The 26,968-nt window shown below is 65.3% G+C and carries 28 protein-coding genes; 15 read left to right on the forward strand and 13 right to left on the reverse strand.

What is annotated here, in order from left to right; all coding sequences use genetic code 11:
• The first annotated feature begins 32 nt into the window (after positions 1-32).
• The 3 genes from SMA01S_RS06590 to SMA01S_RS06600 are packed head-to-tail and all read left to right on the forward strand — an operon-like array spanning position 33 to position 2,469.
• Complete coding sequence (locus tag SMA01S_RS06590; RefSeq protein WP_066819562.1) at positions 33-1,223, forward strand: glycosyltransferase; 1,191 nt, start codon at positions 33-35, stop codon at positions 1,221-1,223.
• Positions 1,220-1,768, forward strand: a complete 549-nt coding sequence (locus SMA01S_RS06595; RefSeq protein WP_066819564.1) for a polysaccharide biosynthesis/export family protein — start codon at positions 1,220-1,222, stop codon at positions 1,766-1,768. The genes SMA01S_RS06590 and SMA01S_RS06595 overlap by 4 nt, the downstream gene beginning before the upstream one ends.
• A complete protein-coding gene (locus SMA01S_RS06600; RefSeq protein ID WP_066819566.1) occupies positions 1,768-2,469 on the forward strand; it encodes a serine O-acetyltransferase in 702 nt (233 codons plus the stop codon). The genes SMA01S_RS06595 and SMA01S_RS06600 overlap by 1 nt, the downstream gene beginning before the upstream one ends.
• Here the strand turns inward: SMA01S_RS06600 and SMA01S_RS06605 are convergent.
• The 4 genes from SMA01S_RS06605 to SMA01S_RS06620 are packed head-to-tail and all read right to left on the reverse strand — an operon-like array spanning position 2,458 to position 6,504.
• Entirely contained in the window at positions 2,458-3,759 is a 1,302-nt protein-coding gene (locus tag SMA01S_RS06605) for an outer membrane beta-barrel protein (RefSeq protein WP_066819568.1), read from the reverse strand. The two genes, SMA01S_RS06600 and SMA01S_RS06605, sit on opposite strands and share 12 nt — an antisense overlap.
• Entirely contained in the window at positions 3,756-4,679 is a 924-nt protein-coding gene (locus SMA01S_RS06610; protein WP_169804207.1) for an endonuclease/exonuclease/phosphatase family protein, read from the reverse strand. Before SMA01S_RS06610 ends, SMA01S_RS06605 begins: the two co-directional genes overlap by 4 nt.
• Entirely contained in the window at positions 4,676-5,629 is a 954-nt protein-coding gene (locus SMA01S_RS06615; RefSeq protein ID WP_066819572.1) for a glycosyltransferase family 2 protein, read from the reverse strand. The genes SMA01S_RS06610 and SMA01S_RS06615 overlap by 4 nt, the downstream gene beginning before the upstream one ends.
• Complete coding sequence (locus SMA01S_RS06620) at positions 5,629-6,504, reverse strand: glycosyltransferase family 2 protein (protein ID WP_066819574.1); 876 nt, start codon at positions 6,502-6,504, stop codon at positions 5,629-5,631. Before SMA01S_RS06620 ends, SMA01S_RS06615 begins: the two co-directional genes overlap by 1 nt.
• A 213-nt stretch (positions 6,505-6,717) precedes the next feature.
• On the opposite strand from SMA01S_RS06620, the gene SMA01S_RS06625 reads away from it, so the two are divergent.
• From SMA01S_RS06625 to SMA01S_RS06640, 4 genes are read left to right on the forward strand one after another with little or no spacing between them, the layout of a single operon-like run.
• Positions 6,718-7,503, forward strand: a complete 786-nt coding sequence (locus SMA01S_RS06625) for a glycosyltransferase family 25 protein (protein ID WP_245649184.1) — start codon at positions 6,718-6,720, stop codon at positions 7,501-7,503.
• On the forward strand, positions 7,493-8,974 hold the full coding sequence (locus SMA01S_RS06630) for an oligosaccharide flippase family protein (RefSeq protein ID WP_066819576.1): 1,482 nt from the start codon (positions 7,493-7,495) through the stop codon (positions 8,972-8,974). The genes SMA01S_RS06625 and SMA01S_RS06630 overlap by 11 nt, the downstream gene beginning before the upstream one ends.
• A complete protein-coding gene (locus SMA01S_RS06635) occupies positions 8,971-9,984 on the forward strand; it encodes a polysaccharide pyruvyl transferase family protein (protein WP_066819578.1) in 1,014 nt (337 codons plus the stop codon). The genes SMA01S_RS06630 and SMA01S_RS06635 overlap by 4 nt, the downstream gene beginning before the upstream one ends.
• A complete protein-coding gene (locus SMA01S_RS06640; RefSeq protein ID WP_066819580.1) occupies positions 9,971-10,678 on the forward strand; it encodes a TylF/MycF/NovP-related O-methyltransferase in 708 nt (235 codons plus the stop codon). The genes SMA01S_RS06635 and SMA01S_RS06640 overlap by 14 nt, the downstream gene beginning before the upstream one ends.
• Here the strand turns inward: SMA01S_RS06640 and SMA01S_RS06645 are convergent.
• From SMA01S_RS06645 to SMA01S_RS06660, 4 genes are all read right to left on the reverse strand, one after another.
• Complete coding sequence (locus tag SMA01S_RS06645; protein ID WP_066819581.1) at positions 10,635-11,993, reverse strand: O-antigen ligase family protein; 1,359 nt, start codon at positions 11,991-11,993, stop codon at positions 10,635-10,637. The two genes, SMA01S_RS06640 and SMA01S_RS06645, sit on opposite strands and share 44 nt — an antisense overlap.
• Positions 11,994-12,005: 12 nt before the next feature.
• Positions 12,006-14,204, reverse strand: coding sequence for a GumC family protein (locus SMA01S_RS06650; protein ID WP_066819584.1), 2,199 nt, complete (start codon positions 14,202-14,204; stop codon positions 12,006-12,008).
• 5 nt (positions 14,205-14,209) lie between these two features.
• The gene (gene galU, locus SMA01S_RS06655) at positions 14,210-15,067 is read right to left on the reverse strand and encodes a UTP--glucose-1-phosphate uridylyltransferase GalU (protein WP_066819585.1); all 858 of its coding nucleotides are present in this window, start codon (positions 15,065-15,067) and stop codon (positions 14,210-14,212) included.
• Between the two features lie 169 nt (positions 15,068-15,236).
• Positions 15,237-16,163 (reverse strand): hypothetical protein, encoded by a 927-nt coding sequence (locus SMA01S_RS06660; RefSeq protein WP_066819587.1) that lies wholly within the window; start codon positions 16,161-16,163, stop codon positions 15,237-15,239.
• A gap of 161 nt (positions 16,164-16,324) precedes the next feature.
• Here SMA01S_RS06660 and SMA01S_RS24490 point away from each other — a divergent pair, with 161 nt between their 5' ends.
• From SMA01S_RS24490 to SMA01S_RS06670, 3 genes are all read left to right on the forward strand, one after another.
• Entirely contained in the window at positions 16,325-16,474 is a 150-nt protein-coding gene (locus SMA01S_RS24490) for a hypothetical protein (protein WP_157093840.1), read from the forward strand.
• 88 nt (positions 16,475-16,562) lie between these two features.
• Positions 16,563-16,739: a hypothetical protein gene (locus tag SMA01S_RS06665; RefSeq protein WP_157093841.1), complete on the forward strand. Its 177-nt coding sequence runs from the start codon at positions 16,563-16,565 to the stop codon at positions 16,737-16,739.
• Positions 16,740-16,929: 190 nt separating this feature from the next.
• On the forward strand, positions 16,930-18,300 hold the full coding sequence (locus SMA01S_RS06670) for a sugar transferase (RefSeq protein WP_066819590.1): 1,371 nt from the start codon (positions 16,930-16,932) through the stop codon (positions 18,298-18,300).
• 144 nt (positions 18,301-18,444) lie between these two features.
• On the opposite strand, the gene SMA01S_RS06675 is transcribed toward SMA01S_RS06670, so the two are convergent.
• Both SMA01S_RS06675 and SMA01S_RS06680 read right to left on the reverse strand, forming a co-directional pair.
• Entirely contained in the window at positions 18,445-20,376 is a 1,932-nt protein-coding gene (locus SMA01S_RS06675) for a putative bifunctional diguanylate cyclase/phosphodiesterase (protein WP_066819592.1), read from the reverse strand.
• A gap of 426 nt (positions 20,377-20,802) precedes the next feature.
• Positions 20,803-21,213, reverse strand: a complete 411-nt coding sequence (locus SMA01S_RS06680; RefSeq protein WP_066819593.1) for a glycine zipper 2TM domain-containing protein — start codon at positions 21,211-21,213, stop codon at positions 20,803-20,805.
• A 179-nt stretch (positions 21,214-21,392) separates the two neighbouring features.
• On the opposite strand from SMA01S_RS06680, the gene SMA01S_RS06685 reads away from it, so the two are divergent.
• Complete coding sequence (locus tag SMA01S_RS06685) at positions 21,393-22,373, forward strand: esterase-like activity of phytase family protein (protein ID WP_066819595.1); 981 nt, start codon at positions 21,393-21,395, stop codon at positions 22,371-22,373.
• A gap of 47 nt (positions 22,374-22,420) precedes the next feature.
• On the opposite strand, the gene SMA01S_RS06690 is transcribed toward SMA01S_RS06685, so the two are convergent.
• On the reverse strand, positions 22,421-22,810 hold the full coding sequence (locus SMA01S_RS06690; protein WP_066819596.1) for a GFA family protein: 390 nt from the start codon (positions 22,808-22,810) through the stop codon (positions 22,421-22,423).
• A 175-nt stretch (positions 22,811-22,985) separates the two neighbouring features.
• Positions 22,986-23,282, reverse strand: coding sequence for a 50S ribosomal protein L28 (gene rpmB / locus SMA01S_RS06695; protein ID WP_066812698.1), 297 nt, complete (start codon positions 23,280-23,282; stop codon positions 22,986-22,988).
• A gap of 165 nt (positions 23,283-23,447) precedes the next feature.
• On the opposite strand from rpmB, the gene SMA01S_RS06700 reads away from it, so the two are divergent.
• The 4 genes from SMA01S_RS06700 (at position 23,448) to SMA01S_RS06715 (ending at position 26,104) form a co-directional block, all read left to right on the forward strand.
• Positions 23,448-23,735: a hypothetical protein gene (locus tag SMA01S_RS06700; protein ID WP_066819598.1), complete on the forward strand. Its 288-nt coding sequence runs from the start codon at positions 23,448-23,450 to the stop codon at positions 23,733-23,735.
• 23 nt (positions 23,736-23,758) lie between these two features.
• On the forward strand, positions 23,759-24,199 hold the full coding sequence (locus tag SMA01S_RS06705) for a nucleoside deaminase (protein WP_066819600.1): 441 nt from the start codon (positions 23,759-23,761) through the stop codon (positions 24,197-24,199).
• Positions 24,200-24,290: 91 nt separating this feature from the next.
• Positions 24,291-25,613 carry a hemolysin family protein gene (locus SMA01S_RS06710; protein WP_174543085.1) on the forward strand — a complete coding sequence of 441 codons (1,323 nt, stop codon included), beginning with the start codon at positions 24,291-24,293 and terminating at the stop codon, positions 25,611-25,613.
• The gene (locus tag SMA01S_RS06715; RefSeq protein ID WP_066819602.1) at positions 25,610-26,104 is read left to right on the forward strand and encodes an STM3941 family protein; all 495 of its coding nucleotides are present in this window, start codon (positions 25,610-25,612) and stop codon (positions 26,102-26,104) included. Before SMA01S_RS06710 ends, SMA01S_RS06715 begins: the two co-directional genes overlap by 4 nt.
• Here the strand turns inward: SMA01S_RS06715 and SMA01S_RS06720 are convergent.
• Positions 26,101-26,934, reverse strand: coding sequence for a helix-hairpin-helix domain-containing protein (locus SMA01S_RS06720; protein ID WP_066819604.1), 834 nt, complete (start codon positions 26,932-26,934; stop codon positions 26,101-26,103). The two genes, SMA01S_RS06715 and SMA01S_RS06720, sit on opposite strands and share 4 nt — an antisense overlap.
• Positions 26,935-26,968: the final 34 nt, after the last annotated feature.

Here is a 26,968-nt window from a genome sequence, read left to right on the forward strand (position 1 = left end):
GTAACCGGTGGTAGCGCCGAACGTGAGGATACATGGCCGCAAAGGCGACGATCCTGTTCGTCATCAATTCGCTCGCCGGCGGCGGGGCGGAACGTGTGCTCACGACGATCCTTGGCGCGTCGGCGCCGTGGCGGGATCGATACGATATCCATCTCGCGCTGCTCGACGATGAGCCGCGTGCTTACGCCGTTCCGGAGTGGATCACTCTCACTCAGCTCGACGCGCGGCACCGCTTGGGCGCGAGCATCGCCCAGTTGCGTCGGCTGGTCGGCCGCCTGAACCCTGACGCCGCCTTTGCCTTCCTGACTCGTGCCAATGTGGCGACCGCCGTAGCGATGGCCGGGCGCGGACGGCCCTGGCTGATCAGCGAGCGGGTCAATACCAGCGCGCATCTGGGCAGCGGCGTGGGCGCCATGGCGGCGCGGGCGATGGTGCGCTTCGCCTACCCACGCGCACGGCACATCGTCGCGGTGTCGAATGGTGTAGTCGACGATCTGGTCGAAAATTTCGGGGTCGCCCGCGACCGCGTAAGCGCGATCGCCAACCCGGTCGACCATGACGCCATCGCCGCTCAGGCCGCCGCGCCCAGCGCATTGGCGATCGACGGCGACTATATGGTGGCGGCCGGCAGGCTCGTTCCAAACAAGAATTTCGCGCTGCTCGTCGATGCGTTCGCCGCGTCCGGCCTGCCGCATCGGTTGGTCATCATGGGAGAGGGGCCCGAGCGCGCGTCGCTGGAAGCGCAGATCGCGGCAAAGGGCCTGACGGAGCGCGTGTCGCTACCCGGTTTCGTCGCCAATCCCTTCGCGGTGCTGGCACGCGCGCGCCTGTTCGCGATGCCCTCCAATGCCGAGGGCTTTCCCAACGGCCTGGTCGAGGCGATGGCCTGCGGATTGCCGGTGGTCGCCACCAATTGCGCATCGGGACCGTCGGAGATCCTCGCCGGTCTGCCGCGGGAATCGGTCGTCGACGCACGCCCGGTTCCCGCAGGCGCGCTGGTGCCGCCGAACGACGTTGCCGCCTTCGCATCGGCCTTGCGCGAGGTCGCGAGCGAACCGCGCCGTGCCGCCGCGGCCGATGCCGCTCGTCGACGCTCGCTCGATTATGGAGTCGCCCAGGCGACCGAACATTATTGGCGGCGTATCGACGCCGCGTTGAAACCCCCTCGAACCAGCGGCTCGCCCGCGTCTCCCTATCCCCTGTCTTCAGGAATCGCGCGATGAAGCTTCTGCTCGCTCTGGCCCTTCTTTTTCTGTCTGCCTGTGTCGGGCAGACCCCGGTCGCCGGCGGCGGTCCGCCGCCCGCGGCCGACGCGATGAAGCTGGCGCCAGGCGATAAGGTCAAGGTGACGACCTATGGCGAGCCGACGCTGACCGGCGAGTTTCAGGTGACACCCGCCGGTACCGTCGCTTTCCCGCTGATCGGCGACGTGCAGGCCGCGGGGCTCGACCCGGCCGCGCTGGCGGGCGCGCTTGAGGCCAAGCTTGGCGCGGGCTATCTGCTCAATCCCAAGGTCGCGGTCGAAGTGCTGACTTTCCGCCCCATCTACGTTCTGGGCGAGGTGCAGAAGCCCGGCGAATATCCCTATACGCCGGGCCTCACGATCCGCGGGGCGGTCGCGAAGGCGGATGGCTTCACCTATCGCGCCAACCAGAAGAAGGTGTTCGTCAAGCGCGCGGGCGAGGCGGGCGAAACCGAATATCCGCTGACCGCGGACTTCGCCATCATGCCCGGCGACACGGTGCGATTCTCCGAGCGCTATTTCTGATGGAGGAAACGGGTGAGCCGCATCTGCGCGGCTGTGCAGTCAGCTTCACGAAGCTCAAGGCGCTGCTTGCCGCCGACCTCTACCGCTATGCCGGCCGGGTCGATCTGAAGAGCTTCGTGCGGCATTATGCCTTCACGCCGGGATACAAATATACCGTACTGATGCGCACCTGCGGGTGGCTGAAGCGCAAGCCGGCCAAGGCGTTCGGCCTCTATCCGCTCGCAAAGCTGATGCTCCTTCGCGCGCGGTACAAATATGGCTTCGCGATCCCCGAATATACCGAGATCGGCCCGGGGCTGTTCCTCAATCGCTTCGGCGGTTTCTACATCCACGGCGATGCAGTGCTGGGAAGCAACGTCAACCTGACCCATGGCGTCGTGCTCGGCTATATGAACCGCGGCGCGCGTAAGGGCGCGCCGGTGATCGGCGACCGCAGCTTCTTGGGGTCGGGCGCGAAGATCATCGGCGGCATCAATGTCGGCGAAGAGGCGGCGATTGGCGTCAATGCCGTCGTCACCCGGGATGTACCCGATCGCGGCGTGGTCGTCGGGATTCCGGCCAAGCTCATCTCTGACCAGGGATCGGACGGCTATATCAACCGCATGGCGCCCGAGGCGTTGTTGGCGGCCTGCGCCGATGCCTATCCCGGCCAGCGGCGGGAAAAGGCGCAGCCGGCCGTCGTCGGTGCCTTACAAGCCTGACAGAGTTACGCCGAACGACACGCGCATCTTCTCGAATTCGCGACCGAGCACAGTACCGACGCTCGACTGGCTGCGACGCAACACGTCCGCGCGAAGCGCTACCCGCGGGCTCAGCCGGTAGGTCCCGGACGCGCGATAGGTCCAGCGGTCGTCGTCGCGATCGATATTGTTGAAGTTGCGCGCTTCCTTTTCGACGCTCGCGCTCAGGATCAAATTGCGCAGCAGTTCATAGTCGGCGCGGAGCGTCATGGTGGTCGACAGGTAGCCCGCGGCGCCGAGAATCCCGGTCTCGTTGACGCGGCGATCGATTGTCCCGGTGAGCGTGACGAGCGGCGTCAGGAAATATTCGACATCGCCGCGCACCAGCATGCCGCGGATGTCGGCAAAGAACGGCTCGCGATACTTCTGCTCAAGATAGCCCAGGCGCAGCGACCCGCGGATTTTGGCGCCGAGTTCGAAACTCGATCCGACCGCGGCCTCGTAACCCTGCGAGTCGCGTGCCGGAACCGGCCCGATCCGGGTACGGTAGTCGCGGATGTTGTAAGACCCCGCGCCGAACAGCGAAATGCTCGGGCTGAGCGCATATTCAACGATCCCGGTGCCGGTCACCGTTGTTCGGTCGCGAAAATCCTCATCGACGACGTTGCCCAGTGCATCGCGACCGTCCCGATAGTTGCGGTTTTCGACGTCCAGCACGCCGCGCACGCGCAATCGGTTGAAGACATGCGTCACTGTTCCGGTCGCTTCGCTGATCGTGAAGCGGATCGGACGCTGCACAAGCGCCGGAGAATCGGGCTCGGTACGCTCTTGGGCAAAGCGGCCGTAGAGCCCGGTCAGATCGAGCGTCGTGTCATTGCTGATGACATAATGGGCACCGCCGTCGAGGCGGTAATTGGTCTGGTTTTCGCTGATACGCGATGCGTAGCGCGTCAGATCGAACTCGCCGTTCAGGGTCAGCTTCAGATTGGGCGACGGGCGGACGATCTTCAGCCGCGGGACGATATGGAGATAGGCGTCGCCGATGCGCGGCGCGTTCACCGCGTACAGATTGTCGTCATACCCCGTGCCGATCGCCATCGACGGCGTGAGCTCGAGGATACCGACATGGATCGGGACCGGGTCGTATTCGGGATGTTCACGCTCCATGACGCTGACGTTGCGGTCGCGGCCGAACGCGCTCGACGGCGGTGCCTGGCCGACGCTATCGGTCGCATCCGATACCTGCGCGAAAGCGGTACCGGTAATCGCGGCATTGATCATGCCGGCCAGCAGGATCACGCGAGGCGTCATCGGCGACCCAGCGTCACGAGAATGGGGAAATGGTCGGAGCCGGTCGCCGCCAGGCGATCGACGCGCACCAGGCCCCAGGCCGGGCCGGCATAGAGCTGGTCGATCGGCAGGAAGGGCAGGGGCCGCGGCCAGCTCCAGACCGCACGCGTCATCCGTGTCAGTGGTGCGAGCGCCGCATCCTGCGCGCGCATCCCCGCGCTCCATGGCGTCAAGTTCATATCGCCTCCAATGACGAGGCCGCCGCGGTCGACGCGCGCGAGGGCGGCGGCGAGCGCGGCACGTGCTGCAACCTGCCGGCTGCCGGGAAATGGCCGCGGATAATGCAGCGTAGCGACTGTCACGGGTGCGCCCCCCGGTACAGCGATTTCGGCCCAGAGCAGCGGCGGTCCAAACCGCTTCCCACGCGCATCCTTCAGGAAATAGCCCGACGCCCGGATCGGCCAGCGCGACAGGATAGTAAGGCCGCATCCGCCGCGGGGACACGCCGTGCGATAGGGAAAGCGTTGTGCGGTCGCGGCAACCAGCGCGTCGCGTGCGCGCGCCGTCTCCTGCAACAGCACGACGTCGGCATCTGCCCGCGCGATCGCCGCGCCGGTTGCGGCGGGGGACGCGTTGTCGACCCAGACATTATGAGTCAGCACGCGCAATTCGCGCGCCCCCGTGGGCGCGGCCGGGATCGTCCGGACGATTTCCGGCGTCGCCGCCATCGCCATCGGTACGATCCCGATCGCCGCGAGCGGCAAGGTCCAGCGAACGCGTCGCCGCGCGATGATGAGGCCGACCGCCAGTGCCACGGCAAAAAACGGCAGGAACGACGCGAGCACGTCCAGGCTCGGAAGCCATGTCCCGAGGATGGCGAGCCACGCCGCGACTGCCGCGCCGGCAATCATCAGGCGCCCGATATTGGCAAGGATCGTCAAGCCTGCGCGCTCCATCGGGTGCGCAGCTCATATCCGCGTTGCCGGAGCGCCGCCGGGATCGCGCGGGCGGCGAGCACCAGCGCCGCGGTCGTCCATCCCTCGGGCAGATAGACGTCGCGTGTGCGGATCGCGGTCCGGCCCGGATGTTTCATCGCATAGCGCGCGTAATGCGCGATCTCCTGGTTCGCCAGTCGCCGCAGCAGCGCGGCTTCGCGCCGGGCCGCATCCGGGATCATGGTGCGCACCGTCGTCACGATGAGAGGCAGATCGAGCGTCGTGGTCGACTTGCTGACCTTGTTCTCGGAGTCGCGATGAAAGTCGGCGCTGATCACGGGAGAATATCGCAACCGGCCCTTGCTGAGGACGCGCAACCACAGGTCCTTGTCGCCGCCACGCACGGCCTTGCCGTGGGGGAATCCGCCGGCCGCCAGGATGGCCGTCCGGCGTATAGCGATCGCGCCGGTCCACATCGGACATTCGCGTACCGCCAGCCAGCTTTCGAGGAAGCCGGCGAAATCGAGTGTGACGGGTCTTTCGAGCCGGGGCGAAATGCGCTGCGGCTGACGGCGGTCCGCGAACACATGATCGAACCGGGTCGCAACCGCGGCGACACCGGGGTCCTCGGCGATAGTCTGCGCCAACAGCGCCAGATGGTCCTGGGCCCACAGATCGTCGGCGTCGAGAAACGCGATCCATTCGCCCCGCGCGACCTCGATTCCGATATTGCGCCCGGCATAGCCGCCCGGCCCCGGTGTCGCGAGATCGTGCAGGCGAATGCGCGGATCGTCGATCGCGGCGACGATCTCCCGGCTGCCATCGGTCGAGCGATTGTCGACCACGATGATTTCGTACGCTGCGTGGGATTGCGCGCGGACGCTGTCGATCGCGTCGCGGACATGCGCGGCCTTATTGTATAGCGGCACGACCACCGAGAAGCGGACCTCTCCCATCAGTCCCGCGCCGCCTCGCGTCCGCCCGCTAGCCGCAGAAATTCGCGCGTCGCGACGCCCGCCAGCTCGAGGGTCAGCTTCATCACCGCCAGCCGCCGGCCGAGCGGCAAGTCGCGCGAGATCGCCGCGCGTCGCAGCCGGCGCACGGTGTCGACCGCGGTAACACCCAGCACCCGCGCCAGGCGGGGCGTAGCGCTTGTTCGATCCCACCGGCCGCCGCTGAGCCGGCGTCGCTTGCGCACCAATTCGGTGCGGTCGGCGCGAACCGGGTGACGCACGACCATGTCGGGGACGTAGATGAGCGGGTAGCCGGCGCCGCGTATCCGCAACGCCATCTGGCGGTCGCCGCCCGATTTCAAACTTGCGTCGAACCCGCCCAGCGCCCGCAACACGTCCGTGCGGCTGATCCAGTTGGCGGTCGCGCAATTCCCTCGTGCCGCATGCGCCTGCGGAAAGCTGAACAGCCTCTCATAGTCCGCATAGACCCGTGCGCCCGACACGCCCTCTTCGAACAGGTCGATCTTGCCCGCCAGAACGCCGAAGCCAGGATTCGCCTCGGCCCCGACCAAGGCGGTGGCGAGCCAGTCGACATCGGGCACGCAATCGGCATCGGTAAACGCGATGATCGGTGCCGCGACCTGCGCGATGGCGGTATTGCGCGCGGCATAGGATCCCGGCCGGGGCTCGGCGAGCAGAGTCACGCCGGGATAGTCCCGGACGATCTCGGCAGTGCGATCGGTCGATCCATTGTCCACCACGATGATCTCATAGCGCGCACGATCGACCGTCTGGCGCCCAAGCGCGTCGAGGCAGCGCGCGATCACCGCTTCGCCGTTCCACACCGGCACGATGACGCTCAGCGCAACACGCGTCACGACTCGTCTCCTCGTCTGACGTCAAGCATTCGCACTGCCCTCCATGCGCACGCGGCCAGCGTCAATGTCTTGCTGCACTTGCGAAGGCGAAATGCCCCTTTATGCCGACGACGCGAAAGCCTCGGATTCATGACTCTGGACCCGTCGCTCGTGCCGCCCGGATCGTCGCAGCGCCGTCTTGCGCTGCACTGCAAAATAATCTCTGCGTAACGCGTGGTGTCGGACCCAGACCATGTTTCGCGAGGGAAGGCCTCCGGCACGCCCCCGCTGACCGAGCTTTTCGTGGTGTCGCTGGCCGACGCCGGCGAGCGCCGCGCAGCATTCGCCGATCGCGCGCGCGACACCACTTTGTTCTGGCGGTTCTTCGACGCTTGCACCGGGCGCCCCGACAGCCTCGCGATCGATGAGGCGGCGGTCCGGCGCAACAAGGGCCGGACCCTGACCCGCGGCGAGATCGGCTGTTACGCGAGCCATTTCTCGATCTGGGAGGAGATGGTCGCGCGCGACATTACGCAGGCCATCGTCCTGGAGGACGATACGATCATCGACTGGGCCTATATCGAGCGCCTCGCCGAGACGGACCTCGCCGCTCGCGGTTTCGATTACCTGCGGCTCTATGCGAAGCGGCCGACCTTTCAGCGGATCGTCGCGACCGATTTCCTCCAGCACTCGCGCACCGTGGTGGAGTTGATCGGCCCGGCCTACGGCACGCAGGGCTATGCCATCACGCTTGCCGGCGCGCGCGCGTTCATCGACGAGTGCCGCATCATTCGCCGGCCGATCGACGACGCGATGGATCGATCCTGGGCCCACGGGGTTCGCAATCTCGCGCTGTTTCCGGCGCCGATCCTCGAAGCGACCGTGCCGTCCGCGATCGGCGCGGCGCGGTTTGCGGGGAAGAACGATCCCGCGTTCCACACGCTGCGCCAGCGCGCCTGGCGTCAGCTGGAGCGCACACGCATGCGGATGATGAAGGCGAGGCGGTTCCTTGGGTATTGATCAAGCCCGTTTCGACACCGAGCTCCGCAAGCGGAGCAAGAGCTCGATCGGCTGGACGCTGGTGCGCTTCCTGTCCGATCAGGTCCTGTCGTTCATCGTTTTCGTGCTGCTTGCGCGATTGCTGTCGCGTGCCGAGATCGGCGCGTTCGCGGTCATCGCGGTCACGTCCGAGGCTTTCCGCATCATATCGACCGCTGGCCTGCTCCAGACGGTCGCTCGGCGTCGCGAGCTGACCCCTGCGTTCCTCGACACGATCTACCGCTCGCAACAAGCTTTCTCCTTGCTGTCGTGCGTAAGCATCATCCTGCTTTCCCGCCCCATCGCCGATTTGATGGGTGCGCCTGGCATCGCGCTGCCGCTCGCGGTGCAGAGCCTGGTCCTCCCTCTCTCCTCGCTCGGCGTGACCCACATGGCGCTTCGCCTGCGCGAGTTCGGGCATCGCACGACCGCGCTGCGCTCGGTGGTCGGCGGCGTGATCGGCGGCGGGGCTGCCGTGCTTGCCGCCTTTTACGGGCTTGGGCTGTGGGCGCTGGTGATTCAGCGCCTGGTGACCGAAGCGGTCGGCGTTGTCCTCTCACGCCAGTCGTATGACTGGACTCCGGGATGGCGGTTCGAATGGCCGATCCTGCGTGGCAATTTGATGCTCAATGCCAGTCTGATCTATGTTCAGCTGATCTTCCTGGCGACGGTCCGCGTCCAGGAGATGGCGCTCGGGGCGGGGATCGGCCTTGCCGCCGTCGGCGTCTACCGCACCGCGTGGCGCACCGTGGAGTTGATCGCTCGCGGCGCGATCCAGCCCTTCACCACGGTCGCGACGCAAACGCTGGCGCGGGTGAAGGACGACACCGTCCAACTCGCCCGCGCCTATCGCTGGATGATCGGGCGGGCGGCCGCGATTTCCTTTCCAGCCCTTGTCGGCTTCGGCGCGCTCGCGCCGATCGCGGTGCCGTTCGTGTTCGGCGCGAAATGGGCCGAGGCGGGCGCCCTGGCACAGATTTTCGCCTTCATGGCGCTCCCCTTCACGCTCAACTTCTTCGCCTCGCCATCGTTGTCCGCGCTTGGCGCCGGGCGGAGCCTGATCATGCTGTCCACGGCGCAACTCGTGCTCGGCGTCATCTTGACCCTGGCGTCGCTGCCTTACGGCTTGTTCGCGGTGGCGATTTCCTACGTGGCGCGCGCCTATCTCACGCTGCCGTTTCAGATCTGGCTGCTGCACCGCATATCGGGGATCGGCCCCGGGACGACGTTCGCGGCAGTGCGGGCGCCGCTTGCCGCCTCGACCATCATGGGAGTCGCGCTGTTCGCCGGGCTGCGCGCGCTGGAGATGGCGGGGATGAGCAAATTCATCACCCTCGCGACGCTCGTGCCGCTGGGCGTCGCGCTTTACGCCGCGGTTCTTCTCGCGGTTGGACCCGAATGGCGCACGATGATCCTGGGTCGTGCCTATCGTTTGAGAAAGGCCCGCATTTGACCCCCGTAAGCGCCGACCGCGTCGTCGCCACGCTCGCCGATCGCTTCGCGGCGACACTCGACCGCGTCCTGCCTCCGGGGGAGCTCGCGCTGGTCGATTTCCCCGATCACAGCAATGTCGGGGATTCGGCGATCTGGCTGGGCGAGATCGCCTATCTGCGGCGCGCCGGACGGATGCCCGCTTATGTCTCCGCGCTGGGCGACCATGACGACGCCGCGATGGCGGCGGCGATCGGCGACGGCACGATCCTGATCCATGGCGGCGGCAATTTCGGGACGCTGTGGCCGAAGCATGAGGCGTTCCGGTTGCAGATGCTGCGGCGCCATCGCGACCGCGCCATCGTGCAGATGCCGCAGTCGATCCATTACGACGCGCCTGAGCGCGCCGACGAGATGGCCGCGGCGATCCGCGACCATGGCCGCTTCACCTTGCTCGTCCGCGACGCGAAGTCGCTGGCCTTCGCCCGCGCACGCTTCGATTGCGCGGTCGAGCTGTGCCCCGATGCCGCGCTGATGCTCGGCCGGTTGCACCGGCCCGCGCGCGCTGTGGCGCCGGTATTCGCGCTGCTGCGCACCGACCATGAACGCGCCAACGGTGCCGATGCCGAGCCGCCGGCGGGCGTGATCGCCGACGACTGGCTCGAGGAGTATAAGCGAGCGCGGGACCGTATCCGGATGGAGCTGAAGCTCCGCCGGCTTCTGGTGCGCGATCCGCAGGCGCGACGGCTGTTGCGTCAGCGCGTGCTCGCCGAGTGGCGGGTCAAGCGCGGCCTCGCCATGCTGGCCCAGGGTGAGACCGTCGTGACGGACCGGCTCCATGCGCACATTCTTTCGCTCCTGCTCGATATCCCGCACGTGCTGCTCGACAATAGCTACGGCAAGGTCGCCGGGTTCGCCGATCAATGGACCGCCGACTATGCCGGCCTGTCGCGCGCGACGTCGCGAGAGGCCGCGATCGACATGGCGCTTGCCGCGACCACCACAAAGGAAATGCGCCATGTCGCTTCGTAGCCGCATCGTCCGCCGCTGGATGCTGTTCCGCCTCAGCCCCGTCGCACAACGCATGCGGCGCGAAGGGCTGACCTATCTGCGCCCGGTCAAGCTCGTCCGGATCGAGTCGGCGCTGCGCCGGCTCGGCCAGCGTCGCGTGCCCGGCGACTATCTCGAATTCGGCGTGGCGCTCGGCGGGACCGCCGCGTTGATCGCTCAGGCCGCGCGGCGCTCCGAGGCGCGCTTCACCGGCCTGGACGTCTTCGCCACCATTCCGCCGCCCACTTCCGAATATGACGACGACAAGTCGCGTGAACGGTACGCCGTGATCGCGGCCGGCGAGGCGACCGGGATCGGCGGCGATGTCTATTATGGCTATCGCGATGACTTGCTCGACCATGTCGGCCAAGTTCTCGCCAGCGTCGACGCGCCGGTCGATGGCCGCCAGATCCGGCTGGCAAAGGGTCTGTTCGAGGAGACCTGGCCCACGCTCGACGTCGAGCGTGTCGCCTTCGCGCATATCGACTGCGATTGGCACGATCCAGTGCTCTATTGCCTCAACGCCGTCGCGCCGAAACTGTCGGAGCAGGGCGTGATCGTCATCGACGATTATCACGATTATCCCGGTTGCCGGACCGCCGTGGACACCTTTCTCGAACAGAATCCCAGCTTCAGGATGGTGCCGGGCGCCAATCCGTTGATCGAACGGCGATAGGCTCTCGCCGGTGCGAGGCGAGGGCCCGCGCACGATACATCGTATAGCCGCACAGGAAGCCGTAGAGACCCAGCCCCTCGACCTGCCAGAATGGCATCGTCGCCATGTTGAGCAGCAGGAACGAAGCGTGCGCCGCGATCAGCATCAGGCGCTCGCCCTTCGCATTTATCGCCACCCACAGCATCGTCAGCCACAGCGACAGCATGCCGAGAACGCCGACGAGACCGAGTTCGTACGCTGTGCCGACCAGCGTGTTGTGCGGATAGACTTTGAACAATCCCTCCCAGCTCTCCGGCCCGAATCCGACCAGATGCTGGACCGGGCCGCCTTCCAGCCAGGCGTAGATGTAGCTGCTCCAGATATAAGCGCGTGCCGACAACACCTGCTTGTCGGCCCAGGTAAACTCGCCGGGGGGCTTGATCAGCGCGGCGGGATTCGCGGCGATGGTCGCGATGTCGGCGAACTTGTCGGCATAGAAGACCACCGCCACGCCGACCAGGATCACCGCGAGCGCCGCACCGACCCCCGCCATGAACGGACGCTGGTCGCGCCGCACGCTGGTGGTGATGCTGATCCATAGCGTCGCCACCGCGAGCGGCCCCATGGCGAAGATGGCGGTGCGATAGCCGGCGAGCTGGATGCCGACGAGCATCGCCAATAGAAAAATTGCGCGGGGAAGGGGATGCGCGGCGCGGGCGAAGCACCCGACGACGAACCCCGCCACAAGCGCGACCGAAAAGGCTGCTTCATGATTGTAGCCGCCTATCCAGACCAGTCCGCCGTCGAGTTCGGACCCTTTGGGCAAATGGAGCACGACCGACAGAAACTGGAACACGGTCAGCGGCAGGAAAGCGACCATCAGCCAGCCGATGAAATGGCCTTCCGGATCGCGCCGGTGCGCCTGAAGCACGGCCAGCGCGATGACCAGGAAATAGAGATATTTGACGACGGCGTTGATCGCACCGCTCGGATCATGGTTGAGGATCGCGCTGACCAGCACGATCGCCATCATCAGATAAACCGGCACCACCCAGCGAATCGCCAGATTGGCGAAGCGGACCACGAACAGCAGCCCGATGCCGGTGGTCGCGATCGACACCACCGCATTGCCGGAAAGGCCCGCGGCGATGGGGCGAAACATCCAGAGATGATAGGCGCCGGCGATATAGCGCAGCCAGAGCGCGACCAGCACGAAACGCGCCGCGGTGCTGCCCGACCGCACATAGGCGATGGCGAGCGGCACGAGCAGGAGCATCGTGACGGGAACGAGGATCTGCAGCCCGAAGGACGGGCCGAAACTGGTGGCTTCGTTCACGTCGCGGCTCGTTCAGGCAGTGTGGTAGCTTTCAACGTCCTTGTAATAATAGCCGGCATCGCCGAACCCGGCCCGCGCCTGCTCGACTACGTTGACCTGAGTCAGCGCGACGCCGATCACGTTCGCGTCGACATCGGCGAGCCGGTCGAGGGCGATTTCCGCGGCCTTCGCGGCCGTTTTGCGCCAACGCAGCAAGAACACGACGCCATCGGCCATGCTGGCGACGACGCGCGCCTCGTCGATCGCCAGCAATGGCGCCGTGTCGAGCAGGATCAGATCGAACCGCTCGCGCAATTCCGCCAGCAAAGTTGCGAAGCGCCCGCTTTCGGTCAGGGTCAGGTCATCCGCATCGACCCGCTGCGGCAGCAGCCAGGCGCCGGTCGCCTGATCCTGGACCAGGACTTGATCGAGCGACGCGCTTCCCCTCAGCAACTCGTTGAGTCCAACCTTCACATTGCCGCCGAACTGTCGGCTCGTGGCGCGGCGGCGCGGGTCGCAATCGATGAGCAGCGTCTTCACGCCAGCAGCGGCGGCCGATCGCGCCAGGCAGATCGCGGTCGTCGTCTTGCCTTCGCCGGGTATCGAAGAGGCGATCGCAATGATGCGGTGCTTCTGGTGGGGAAGGGCGAACGAGATTGACGTCCTGAGCGAGCGAAAGGCCTCGGCCAACAAGGATTGCGGCCGTTGCACGACGAGGTCGATCGGCGGCGCGGGAAGTCCCTTCTTTTTATATTCCGGCAGCGTCGCGGCGTCAGGGATCGACGCCAGTGCCGGCAAGCCGAGCTTCCGCTCGATCGCATCGCCTGTCTCGACGCCACGTTCGAGTAGCTGGAGCAACAGCACGACCAACGTCGCGAGACCGATCCCGCCGACCAATCCCGCCGCGCCGAAGATCAGCAAATTGGGTGAGCTCGGCGACGCCGGGACGCGCGCCGCGGCGACGATGTAACTGTCGCTCTGCTCAAGGCCTGCCTGCGCTATCGTCTGGCGATAGCGGTCGAGGAACGAGCGGTAGAGCGTGCGCGCCGAATCGGCGTTGCGCTCCAGTTCGTTCAGCCTCACCGTGGCATTGTTATCCGCTGCCAATTTACCTTCGGCGCGGTTGATCGATCCCTGGAGCGACGCGGCACGCTGGCTGGCGATATTGGCCTGGATCGAGGTATTGGCGACGATGCGGCTGACCTCGGCGGCGATCTGCGCGTCTGTGTTCGCCATCGCCCGCTGCGCCCGCTGGAGATCGGGATGAAGCGGGCCATATCGCTTTTCGAGGCTGGCAACGTCGCGGCCGATCTCGGCGCGCTGCCCGCGAAGCGCGCTGATAACGGGCGAATCCAGCGACTCGCCGAGTTCGTCGCCGCTCTTCCCGCGCGCGAGTTGTGCGCGAGCAGTCGACAGACGCGCTTGCGCGGCGGCACTTTCAGCCTGCGCCTGCGCGAGCTGGGTAGAAAGGTTGGACAAGGCTTCCTGGCTTGTCGACTGGCTTGTCGAACTCTGGTTTGATACCGCGAAAAGGTTGTTTGCCGCGCGGAAATCGGCGACCGCCTTTTCCGCCGTCAGCACCTGGCCGCGCATTTCCTGCAACCGTCCTTCGAGGAATTGGCTGGCGCGCTTGGTCGCGCCGGACTTCGTATTGACCTGGCCCGAGACATAGGTCCGCGCCAGCGTGTTCACGACTTGCGCGGCGAGCGTCGGCGAGGTTGCTTCAAAGGAGATGCTGATCGCGTAGGACATGCCATCGCGCTTGATCGTCAGGTTGCCGAACACGTTGCCGATCGCGCGTGCGCGCGCAAGCGGATCAGGCTTTGCGTTTGCGGCCGCGGGAAGCGCGAGATGGCCGTTGAAATCAGGGTTTCGATCGAGCCGCAGCGTGTCGACTACCTGGCCGATCAGCGCCGGCGATTGCAGCGCCTGGACCTCGGTATCGACCGCCGCCGAATCGGGATCGACGGTGGGCGTCACCTGATCCTCGGCGATGACCTTTTCGGCGGTACGCTCGAGCGCCACCTGCGCGGTTGCGACATAGCGTCGCTGCACCATCATATAAGCGATAACCGCGATCACCGCGGCGCAGACCAGGATGATCGCAATGATCAGGGCGCGCCGGCGGAGGATGCGACCGATACGCCGCAAGTCGATCAGGGTCGATTCGTCGACATCCGATTCCGGGCCGGGCGGGCGCGGGTGAACGCGGGGCCGGGTTGCTGCATCCATATGGTTCACGCTCCCGCCAGACAGTCGCGAACCGCCGACGCCATGTCCGGCCGTGACAGCGCCACGGCGATCGTCGCGCTCACGAAGCCGTGCTTGTCGCCGCAATCATAGCGCGTGCCCGCGAAGGTGACGCCGTGGAACGGCTGGCGGCCGATGAGGTGTGTCATCGCGTCGGTAAGCTGGATCTCCCCGCCGGCGCCTTCTTCCTGCTGCGCCAGGATGTCCATGATCGCCGGTTGCAGGATATAGCGCCCGATCACCGCCAGATTCGAAGGAGCCTCGGCGGGCGCGGGCTTTTCCACCAGGCCGCGAACCTCGGTCAGCGTACCGTCGGCAGCGCCAGGCGTGATGATGCCGTATTTGTTCGTCCGGTCGTGTGGCACCTCTTCGGCGCAGAGGAGGTTGCCGCCGACCCGCGCATAGGCCTCGACCATCTGTTTCAGGCAGCCGGGCTGGCCGATCATCAGGTCGTCGGGCAGCAGCACGGCAAAAGGCTCGTCCCCGACCAGGCGGCGCGCGCACCAAACCGCATGGCCGAGACCAAGCGGTTCCTGCTGACGTACGATGGCGATGTCACCCGGCGCGAACCGCGTGTCGACAAGCGCGTCGAGCGACTTGCCGCGCCGCTCCATCATCTCTTCGAGTTCGAAGGAATGATCGAAATGATCCTCGATCAGCGACTTGCCGCGGCTCGTTACGAAGATGAACTGCTCGATCCCCGCCTCGCGTGCTTCGTCGACGGCATATTGGATCAGCGGGCGATCAACGATCGGCAGCATTTCCTTCGGCATCGCCTTGGTGGCGGGAAGGAAACGCGTCCCCAGTCCGCCGATCGGAAACACCGCTTTGCGCACCTTGTCCATATCGATCCCTTTTGTAGAGCGTTGTCGACAGGTGCCCGGCATGCCAAGACTCCGGTGGTCGGCTTAAGACGGGCTGGCCGTACCTGTGCCCTTCTGCTGCATCGCAACAAGCGCGCAACGTCGAGCCGTGCCTACATCGCGGCTAACGCTGCAGCAGCTTACACTTAGGTCACAGCTTCGGCGGCGTGCCGCCCCACTTGATTCCACCCGGTACGCTGCCTTTGCCCCGTGGCCTGATCAAAGGAGTGCCCGCGGGAACCTGGATGTCGTGCGAATCGATGATGATCCGTACCGGCCCGTCATGCACGTCGAAGATCGGCCATCCATGAGCGCTCTTCACCACCAGATGGGCGATGCGGATGACGATCGGCGCGCCGCCCGGGGCCTTGGCGCCCATCAGGGCGAAATGCACCGTATCGCCGATGCCGCCGACCTTGGCCGGCTCGATGCTGGTCAGGCGACTTGCGTTGATGCTCGACCACAAACGGTAATTGCGCGCGTTGCGGCCCGAAATGCAGTCGTCGAGCATCGAATCGCTGGCCTTCAGATCGAAGCCGCCATCGCTATTGTCCCAGGCGGCGCAGGAGCGGAACAGTAACCGCCGGTTGCCGCGCTCGGCCGAAAACCCGTCGCCATTCCAATATTGGCGGTCGTTCCTCTTCCATTGAAAGCCGCGCATCGTGCATCGTTCGAAGCGAAAGTCGGACGCGTCATCGGCGATCGCGATTCCGCACGGAAGATCGTGAGCGCCTGTCGTCAACACGCCGCTGGCAGTGACGTCGGAGAAGATTCCATCCCGGCTGTCATATCGGATCCGGGCAAAGCCACGGCGCAGATTGGTCGCGGTGACGTTGGACACCCGCAAGCCAACGACGCGCGCGGCGGCACGATCTATCCCGGTATTCTCGATGACGCGATACCCGCCGTCGACTCGCACATCGTCCATCACGACGCCGACTGTCGGACGATCGAGCACGACCAGGCCATTCCCCACATCGTGCGCGCTGACGTGGCGATAGGCCGCACGGTCCTTGGCATGATAAACCGGCTCGCCACGAGCGTCGATCTGGGTCCGGCCGGTTGCTTCGAACAGCATCCCTCCACCTATCGGTACGCCGGCGCCACCGGCCAGCGGCCTGCGGCAGTTCGGGAGACACATTCGGCGAACCGATGCTTAATCTGGGTTAAAGCATGTCGCTTAACGACATCGAAGCTCCACCGCGGGCACAAGCGTCGCGACCACAAGGAGTTCGCGCGATGCGCCCATCCCCCCTCGCCGCGCACGTCGCGCGGCCCGAAGACCATGATAACATGGCGGCAGAGGTTCTGTCCGCCTGGCTCGCGCCGCGCAAATCGCCTCGCCGCCGGCTGGTGCCGGACTTCAAGCGGTTGATGAAGCTTGGTTAATTATTTTGGTCTTCACTCATCGGTTTAACGCGGCTATGCCACACCTCGCCTCAACGGCGTAAGCGGTGGGCGGGAGAGGATGGACGAAATGTCTCAACAGGCGCTCGGCGCTGCGCTCGATCGGCTCGAGGCCCAGTCAAATCCCGAATCGACACCGGCGGAGCGCGATCGGATCGAGCTCATTGTTCGCCGCGTGTCGCGCTTTGCCGGCTATCTGTCGCTGGCCTTAGCGGTGGCCGGAATCGCGTATCTGGTGATTCGCTGAGGCGTCTGCATTTCGCGTTTACGCTGCACCGCGGCATAGCAAAAAACCGGTCGTCCTTTTCATAGACCGGGTGGTCTTGCCTTCGGCCAATTTGACCCGCACCTCCATTGCCACTCGACGTTAGATAACTGATTTATACCGAAAGACCCGGATCGGCGCTTTTGCGCACGCGTCAAAGGGGAACTCGGGAATGAATGTTTCGACGCTTGGGGAATTCGTGGCACCGCGCGTACGCTCAAAGCGTCTGCAGCGCCTTCGCCTTTATGCCGAACTCCTCGCGCTGGATTGCCTGGCGATCACTGCCGCGTTCGTGACGGCCCACGCAGTGCATGCGGGGCCGCGCACGTTCGACGGCTGGCAATTGTCGCTGATGGTGTTGACCGGCTATCTCGGCATCGCGCTCGCCGCCGAAGTTTATAACGCGACGGTGTTCACCAATCCCAAGCTGAGCCTCAAGCGATCGGCGACGGCGCTTGTCTATGCCTTGGTCGCATTGGTGTTCCTTACCTATATCGCGCATGCCAGCCAGGAGATTTCGCGCATCGATTTCGCGATCGGGTCGCCACTCGCCTTGTTGTTCCTCGTCGTCGGCCGGCTACTCTTCGTGGAGCATGGTTTGCGGCGCTTGGAGGGGTCGCTGTACAACGAATTGCTGATCGTCGATGGCGTCGAAGTGCCCGGCGTCGGCTGGGCTCACCGCATCAACGCGCGCGCGATGGGCCTTTTGCCCGATCTCAGCGACCCGGTGATGCTCCATCGAATCGGCGACGTGCTGGCTGGGTTCGATCGCGTGATTGTCTCGTGCGACGATGACCGCCGGCATGCATGGACCACGTTGTTGCGCGGAGCGAATATCGACGGCGAATTGCTCGTTCACGATCGCAACTATGCCGACGTGATCGGCCTTGGGCGCGCCGGGGGGCAATCGACCCACATCGTATCGCGCGGGCCATTGAGCATGAGCAATCGTGCGGCGAAGCGCTTGCTTGATATCGCTTTGACGGTGCCCACCATCATCGCGCTATCGCCGCTGCTCGCGGTCGTCGCGCTGATGATCAAGCTCGATAGCCCCGGGCCGGTTTTCTTCCGGCAGGACCGCGTCGGCCGGCGCAATCAGCTGTTCAAGATCGTGAAATTCCGCACGATGCGACATGAGGAAAGCGACGCTGCCGGCAAGCGTTCGGCCAGCCGCACGGACGACAGAATCACGCGGGTCGGACGCTTTTTGCGGCGCACCAGCCTCGACGAGCTGCCGCAGCTGTTCAATGTGCTGGAAGGCGATATGAGCCTGGTCGGTCCACGGCCCCATGCGCTCGGGTCGCTGGCGGGCGACCAGCTATTCTGGGAGGTGAGCCATCAATATTGGGTCCGCCACGCCCTCAAGCCCGGCATAACCGGTCTGGCCCAGGTTCGCGGACACCGCGGCGCAACCGAAAAGCGGGAGGATCTCGAACGCAGGCTCGCTGCCGATCTCGAATATCTCGATCAATGGTCGATCTCCCGCGATCTGCGCATCCTGGCGTCGACCGTGGTCGTGATGGTGCATCGCAATGCTTATTGAGGGGCGGTCAGGCTAAGCCAGCTCCGATCCCTTCCGCATCCCACCGAGTGTCGGCCAAGCCGGCAGTGTTCTCGCCTTTCGCATCGATCTCACTGACCCGTCGTCGCCGCTTTTTGACCGAAACGTTCGCCAGGACAGCGCGCGTCACCGTCCACTCAATCCAACCGACCGATATGATGGTTCGTCAGGATAATTGCCCATCTCGGCCAAGAAACTTGCAAGCACCACTGGCCGACCGAGCAGATATCCTTGAGCTTCCCGATAGCCGAGCGAGCGGACCAGTTCGAGTTGGCTGGGACTCTCGATTCCCTCGACGACGCAACGCAGATGAAGCTGGTCGCACAGCCCCTTTATGGCTGCCAGCATCTCCTTGTCCGATCCTTCGGTCGTCATCACGAAGCTCCGGTCGACCTTCACCTTGTCGACCGGAAGCCTGCGCAGATAGCTCAGGCTCGAGTAACCGGTGCCGAAGTCATCAAGGACAATTCCGCAGCCAATGTCGCGCAATTCCCGCATGCCGACGATCGCCAGATCGAAGTCCCGCATCAACGCCGTTTCGGTCAATTCGAACGTCAGCCGCGCGGGCGATACGCCTCGCCGCCGGATTTCATTGAGCAGGAATACGATCGTATCGGGCGAGACGATGTCGTGCGCCGACAAGTTGAACGATATGTGCAAGCTCTCCGGCAGGTCGGCGAGGGCATCCAGCGCCTGCCCGAACAACGCCTGGGTGACTCTTTGCATCAGTCCCAAACGCTCTGCCGCGGGAATGAAAATGTGGGGCGGGACTTGGCCAAGTACCGGACTGGACCAGCGGGCCAGTATCTCGGCGGTAGTGGTTCGCATCGACGCGAGGTCGACGATAGGCTGGAGGTGAATGGTAAGTTCCGCGTCGAAGTCGGCGGCCTGAAGCGCCGCCTCGATCGCCCGCTCCGACCGTATCCTGGTTTCGTGTTCGAGGGAGAAGAGCGCACAACGTCCTCGCTCCTCGGATTTGACGTGGTAGAGCGCGTAATCGCTGCGGTCGAACAGCGCATGTGCGGATTGTCCCGCGTCCGGGAATATCGCGAAACCGCCCGAGCATCCGATCGTAATGCGCAGCTCGTCGACCTTATACGGGTGGCAAATTATCCTGCACAGGCTTTCCCCCACCGCTGCTGCCGTATCGCATTCGGAAAACAGGATAATGCCGAATTCGTCACCGCCGAGCCGCGCGACTATTAGGTCACTGCTCGCAAGGGCCGAGAGTCTTCGACCGACTTCGGCAAGCAGGCGGTCGCCCAACACATGGCCATAGGTGTCGTTGATCGGCTTGAAGCGATCGAGGTCGAGCACGCCTACGGCGAATCGCGTATCGGTGTCTCTCGCTGCCTCGATTGCCGCCTCAAGCCGCGTAAAGAAGTAGCGGCGGTTCGGCAGGCCGGTCAGGCTGTCCGTCATGGCCAGGCGCGCATTCTCCTCGCCCAGGCGCTCAGCCTCGGCGGTCTTCGCCGCCATATCGCGCTGGGACCGGACCAGCTCGACAAAGGCCTTGAAGCTGTTGAGGATTATCCGGATCATCACCAGCGATACCAAGGCGATATTGATCGCGATGGCGGACCAGACGGTGCTCTGCTGCGCGAAATAATAAGCGAGGTAGGGACCGGTCACGAGAAGGCAGCCGAGAAGCGCTGCCTGCGGCAGCGACATTAAACAAAAGATGCACGCTATGACCGTGATCGAAATGTAGAGCGCGACGTGCCCCTGCTCATACGGACCGCCATAGCGACCCAGGCTCAGGGCCCACAAAACGGCGATCAACCCGAAGCCGCCTGCGAAAACGATGGAGCGCTTGAGCTGCGCACGCGCCGCGGCAACGTCCAGCGGCTCCTTGCGCGGAAACTGCCATTTCAGAATTCGCAAAAGCGAAACAAGGCACAAGCCCGCTGGCATGACGTAGGTCAGAACGGGTGGGGCAAACTGGCGGTGAGTGAAGGCAACTGCCGCAGTGTTCACGATCAGTAGCGAATAGAGCAGCGGGACCTGCCGCGTGATCTCGCGATATTGCGCAAGAATGATTTCGGGCTCGTCGCTCAACGCGAGAGCCCGGGATATGCGTTGTATCGGCCCTATCGATACGCTCATTTCGTTACGCCCTAACTCGGTCGACCAGACATAGGCGGCCAGTATTGATGATGCGTTAGCCGCTTGCGGGTTCGGCGCGGTCCGCGCTCGGCCGCGTACGGCGATCGGGCCGCCGCGCTTCCAACACCGACCTTTTCGACACGATCCAGGTCGTAAACTGAGATCGCAGCCCCCGGCAAAGCGGTCGGCCGGATCGGGCTTCCTCTGCTCGCCGGCCGTGCGGGGCGCTTGCTTCGCGATCCGGCGGGCCTGGCCGCGCCTGCACCGCGCAACACAAGAGGGCCGGTTCCTTTCGGAACCGACCCTCCGCCCTCATACGCTACTCGAGGGGACTGTCTCTCCCGGATACGCTACGCGGGAGAACTCGACTGTTCGGGATTAGCGGCGGCAGTAACCGGGGCGATCCGAGCGATCGATCGCCCGGCCGGCCAAGGCACCTACACCGGCGCCCAATATGGTGCCGATGGTACGGTCGCCGCGGCCGGCAACGGTGTTGCCGAGCAGGCCGCCGGCGATCGCGCCGACGATCGTGCCGCCGTCACCATCGTTGCACTTCTGACGCGCACGATAGCTGCGGTTATAGCCACGATAGTTGCGGTCATATCCGCGATAGCTGCGGTCGTAGCCGCGATAGCCGTCGCGGTCATAACCGCTGTATCCGTCGCGATTATATCCGTCGCTATAGGCCTGATCATAAGCGTAACGCTGCGCCTGCGCCGGCGCGAGGGGAACAACGGCACCGGCAGTCATCGCGAGCGCGGCGCCAACGAGCGAAAGTGTCTTCATCATTGGTCGTCTCCGTCTCAAAAACTCATCCATCGATCGGTAGAGGGCCCCGGCGATTTCCGTCCTGCCATTCCGTGTCGATGAAAGGGTTTTGCCCGATTCGCATTGAGCCAAGGCTGAATGCGTCCGTTATCCGCCGTTCAGGCTGGCGGGCGCTGGCGGGGCGGCTATGAGAGACCGCGATGCGCCGCCGCACTCGCTATCTCCTGATGCTCGCGCTGGCGCTGTCCTGTCAGTGGAGCGGCACGCCCGAACGGCCGATGCTGGGCGCCGTTCCCGATCTTACCGCGACGCCGGTGCCGCTCGATCCCGGCAACCCGAACCATTTGAAGGTCGGCGCGCTGACCTTCATGGGCGGGGTTCGGCTGACCAGCAAGGACCTGGCGTTCGGCGGCTATTCGTCGATGACGATCGACCGCGGCCTGTTCACGCTGTTGAGCGATGGCGGGACGATCGTGCGGTTCCGGCTCGACGACCGCTTCCACCTCAGCGCGCCGGGCTTCGGCGATCTGCCGGTTGGGCCGGGGACCGGCTGGACCAAGGCCGATCGCGACAGCGAATCGATGACGCTCGATCCCGCGACGGGGCGGGTGTGGGTCGGCTATGAGCGCGTCAACCAGATCTGGCGCTATTCGCGCGGGCTGACATTGCCCGCGACCATGGTCGCGCCCAAGCCGATGGCCGACTGGTCGGAAAATGGCGGCGCCGAATCGTTGGTGCGGCTGCACGACGGCCGCTTCCTGGTGATCGCCGAGACCAATCGCCGCCTGCCGAGCCAGGCGCGGAGCGCGCTGATCTTCGACCGCGATCCGGTCGAGAAGCCGCTCGAGGGATTCGAGTTCGGCTATCTGCCGCCTGAGGGCTACGATCCGTCCGACGCGACCGAACTGCCCGACGGGCGCGTGCTGGTCCTCAACCGCAAGCTTGCGTTGCCATTCACCTGGAGCGCGGTGCTGACCCTGATCGATCCGCGCCACATCCGCCCCGGCGTGACGATTCGCGGGCGCGAGATCGCCCGGCTGGCGCCGCCGCTGACGGTCGATAATTTCGAGGGCCTCGCAATCACCCGTGAGAATGGCGCGACGATGCTGTGGATGGTCAGCGACGACAATCTGCTGATTTTGCAACAGACCTTGCTGATGAAGTTCCGCCTCGACCTTTAAGGCCTTTCGGCAGCGCTACGTCGGGTGCGGCCTGGCCGCCGGGACGATTATTCCTCCCGGCTCGCGGAGTTTCGGTTGTGCTCGTACCGTCGGGTCAGCGGAAAGGGCGGCAGCCACGTTTCGCGCCGGACGGTCCAGGCTTCGTAGGTCGGCATCAGCTCGTCGGGCGAATCGAGCGATCCCAGATGCACTTCGATTTCATCGCCGCTGCGCGCGAAAACCGACGAGCCGCAGCGCGGGCAGAAATGCCGTCCTGCATAATGATGTGTTTCACCCTCGATCGTCACCGAGTCCTGCGGGAACATCGCCGCGGCGAAGAACAGCGCGCCGTGATGCTTGCGGCAATCCAGGCAATGGCAAAGCCCCACCCGATAAGGACGCCCCGACGCGACAATCCGCACGTCACCGCACAGGCAACCGCCGGTAAATCGATCCATGCCGCACCTCCTTTTCGGACGAGAGGCTGAATAAACCGGCCGCACCCAGCTCGACCACCCGCGATGCGACTGTATCGCGATTCCGCCGGGCAGAAACGACTCCGGCCCGCTCTCCGCCGTGGAGAGCGAGCCGGTGGCGATTCGCTGATGGTCCGGGCGAGCCGGACCGGCGCGATTACGCGGCCTGGGTGTCGCCCAGCTTCTTCTTGACGTCGCGCTTCAGGCGGCGCGCGCGCAGCGACAGATCGTCGTCGCTGGTCTTGACCAGCCAGTTGTCGAGACCGCCGACATGCTCGACCGAACGCAGGCCGTGCGTCGACACGCGCAGCTTGACGCTGGTGCCCAGCGCGTCCGACAGCAAGGTCACGTTCTGCAAATTGGGCAGGAACGTCCGCTTGGTCTTGTTATTGGCGTGGGAAACGTTGTGACCCACCTGCCGGCCCTTGCCGGTCAGCTCGCAAATGCGCGACATCGCTATCAATCCTGAGTTTCGGGCCAAGACGAACCTGACCCCGGAAAGGTGGCGCCGATAGCGGCTGACGCGCTTCGGGTCAACAGATTCGCGCTTTATCGTGCAACCTGCTCTTGTAGCGGCGCGTTGATTACGCGAACGATTCGATTTTTAGGAGACCATCATATGCGGTTCCTGCTCGCCCTAGTCGGCCTTGCCGCCCTCATCCTGATCGCGCTTCTGGCCTTCGGAATGATCACGATCAACGGCAAATCGGGCTCGCTGCCGACCGTCAAGCTCGAAGGCGGCCAGGCGCCCGAAGTCAACGCCAACATGGCGACGGTCAATTTCGGCACCGAAAACAAGACGGTAGAGGTGCCGACCGTAACCACCACCAGCAAGACGATCAAGGTGCCGACGATCAGCGTCGAGAAGCCCGCGACCCCTCCGGCCAATTCGGCGGCGCCGCAATAACCGGGTTTCAGCTACCTCAGCCGATGCGTGCCGCGCTCGATGCGGCCGCCGCCGCCGCGACGATGGGGGAAGTCCCTGTCGGCGCGGTGGTGGTATTGGACGGCCGCGTCATTGCCACCGCCGCCAACGCGCCGCGCACCCGCCACGACCCCACCGCGCACGCCGAGATGCTGGCGATTCGCGCGGCGGCGGAAGCGATCGGCGACGATCGGCTGAGCGACTGCGATCTGTGGGTGACGCTGGAGCCCTGCCCGATGTGCGCCGGAGCGATCGCGCATGCCCGGATCGCAAGGCTATATTATGGGGCGCCCGATCCCAAAGGCGGCGCGGTCGAGCACGGCCCGCGCCTGTTCGCACAACCGACGGTGCACCATCGGCCCGAAATCTATTCCGGCATCGGGGAGGAGGAGGCCGCGCGGCTGCTGCGCGATTTCTTCGCGATCCGCCGAGGTGGCGGGAAGTAACTCCCCTCGCGCAGGCGGGAGGGGAATGACCGCCACGACCACACGCCATGTTGCGCGACGTTCCCGCCCGCGTGTAGGCAGGTGATACATCATGACCTTGCCCCCATCCCCCGCGCCCTATCCCTGGATTGACGTCGTCATCATCCTCGTCCTCGTCGGGGTGAACGGGGTGTTCGCGATGAGCGAGCTGGCAATCGCCTCGTCGCGCAAGGCACGGCTGGAGGCGCTGGCGCGGACCGGCAGCCGCGGCGCGCGTGCCGCGATCAACCTGGCGGCCGATCCGGGCAAATTCCTGTCGACGGTACAGGTCGGCATCACACTGATCGCGGTTATCTCGGGCGCTTATTCGGGCGAAGCGCTGGGCGGACCGACTGCGATCCGCCTGCAGCAATGGTTCGGGTGGAGCACCGAATTCTCCGACAAGGCCGGGTTCGCGCTGGTGATCGGCCTCACCACCTTCCTCTCGCTGATCGTCGGCGAGCTCGTGCCCAAGCAGATCGCGCTGCGTTCGCCCGAACCCATCGCCGCGGTGATGGCGCTGCCGATGACCTGGCTCGCGCGCATCGCGGCGCCCGTGGTCTGGCTGCTCGATTCGACCAGCTCAATGCTGTTCCGGCTGATCGGCCTGAGCCATGACAGCGAGGACCAGGTGACCGCCGAGGAACTCCATTTGATCGTCGCCGAGGCGTCCAAATCGGGCGTGATCGAGGAGCATGAACGCTCGATCATCTCGGGCGTGGTGCGGCTCGCCGACCGGCCGGTACGCGAGGTGATGACGCCGCGGACCGAAGTCGATTGGCTCGATATCGGGCTCGACGATGCCGGCATTCGCCAGAAGCTCGCGACGACGGCGCACACGCGGTTGCCGGTGGCGGAAGGATCGGTCGATGCGGTGATCGGCGTGGTCCAGGCGCGCGACATCGTTGCCGCGGCGATCCGCGGCGATCGCCTCGATCTCAAGGTGCTGATGCGCTCGGCGCCGATCGTAATCGATCAGCTCGACGCAATGGACGCGCTGGTGCGGCTGCGGCGCGCCGAAGTGCCGATGGCGCTGATCCACGACGAATACGGCCATTTCGAGGGCATCGTGACGCCGGCCGACTTGCTCGCCGCGATCGCGGGGGCGTTCGCGTCGGACAGCGACCCGCACGAAAGCCCCGATTTCGTCCAGCGCGAGGATGGCAGCTATCTGGTCGCCGGCTCGGCTTCGGCCGATCTCGTCGCCGAGAAACTCGACCTCAATCTGCCCGACGATCGCGACTATGCGACCGCCGCCGGCCTGGTTCTGGCGGCGCTCAAGCGACTCCCCGAGGAAGGCGAGAGCGTCGTACAACAGGGCTGGCGCTTCGAGGTGGTCGACCTCGATGGCCGCCGGATCGACAAATTATTGGTGTCGAGAGCGCGCGGCGAGTGACGCCTTTCGAGGCCAAAGCGAGCCGCTGGCGCGTGTTGCTGTTGCTCGCCGGCGCGATCGGCTTCGTCGCGATCGGTATTTGGCTGCTCCGGCTGGATGCGCCGACGACGAGACGCACCTTGGTGGCTTGGGCAGGGATCATCATATTCGGGGTGCTCTTCCTGATCGGCCTGCCGCGCTTATTCCAGCAGGGTGTCGTGCTCCGCATCGATGCGCGAGGGGTCTGGTGGCGCCAATGGTCCGACCAGACGATCCCCTGGATCGCGATCGAGCGGATTTCGGTTGGCAAGATACAGCGCCAGCGTTTCGCATGCCTGTTCCTGACCGATCCGCGGGCGTTCCCGTCGGCCACGCTGCAGGGCAAGCTGGCACGCGCGAATAAGGCGATCGGCTTTGGCGACATCGCGCTCAACATATCTGGCACCGACCAATCGTTCGACGCCATGATGGCGGCGATCACCAGGTTCGCGCCGGCCGGCCTGTTGCGCTAGCCCAGCTTCCCGAACTCCGCTTCGTAAGCTGCGGTGTCGCCCGCGGCGAGCAGCGTCGCCTGGTCGATCCAGCGATCGCGCTCCATCCGCCCGGTGAACGCGCCCAATTGCACGTCGAGCGCGGACGCCTCGTCGGGCGATAGCGCGGCAAGCTGATCGACGCGGGTTATGCCGCGCTCCGCGAGCATCGCGGCCACCTTGGGACCGAGCCCCTTGATCGTGGTCAGCGCGAGCGCTCCCGCGACATTCGGTGCCGGTGCGGGGGGGGTGGGCGGCGGCGACGGTTCTGGCGGTACGGCGACTGGCTCCGGCACCGGTGCGGGTTCCGGCGGTGGCGGTGGGGCTGCCGCTTCGGTCGCCGCTTCGGCTGGTGTCTCGACGGCCGGTTCTGGCGCCCGCACGGGCTCCGTTATCGGCTCCGGCGTCTGCGGAGCCGGTTCCGGTTCGGCTGCCGACGCAGCGATCGGCTCCGGCGCGAGTTCGCGTGCCGCCAGGGGCCGCGGTTCGACCTGGCGGGTGACCGGAGGAGCAGGTGGGCTCGGCGGTGTTTCCGGTTCGGGCTCGGGATGCGGCTCGTCGCGTGGCAGGCCGGCATCGACATCCGTCGGTGGCGGCGGGGGGGCGGGGGGCAAGGTCGCGCCCGCTTCCTCGGCGCGCTCCTCAGCAGCTTCCTCGACGCGATTGCGCTCGCGCGCTTTCTTCTGCCCCCAGATCATGCCGGCGATCACCAGCACCGCGAGCAGCGCGATCACGATCAGCACGATGACGGTCCAGTCCTGGAAGATATAGGAGGCGGCACTGACTGGTGGCGGGGAAGCGGCGGAGTCCATGAACAGTTTTCCCGAACGACGAAACGCCTTCTAT

The organism is Sphingomonas mali NBRC 15500 (assembly GCF_001598415.1).
GTDB classification, from domain to species: domain Bacteria; phylum Pseudomonadota; class Alphaproteobacteria; order Sphingomonadales; family Sphingomonadaceae; genus Sphingomonas; species Sphingomonas mali.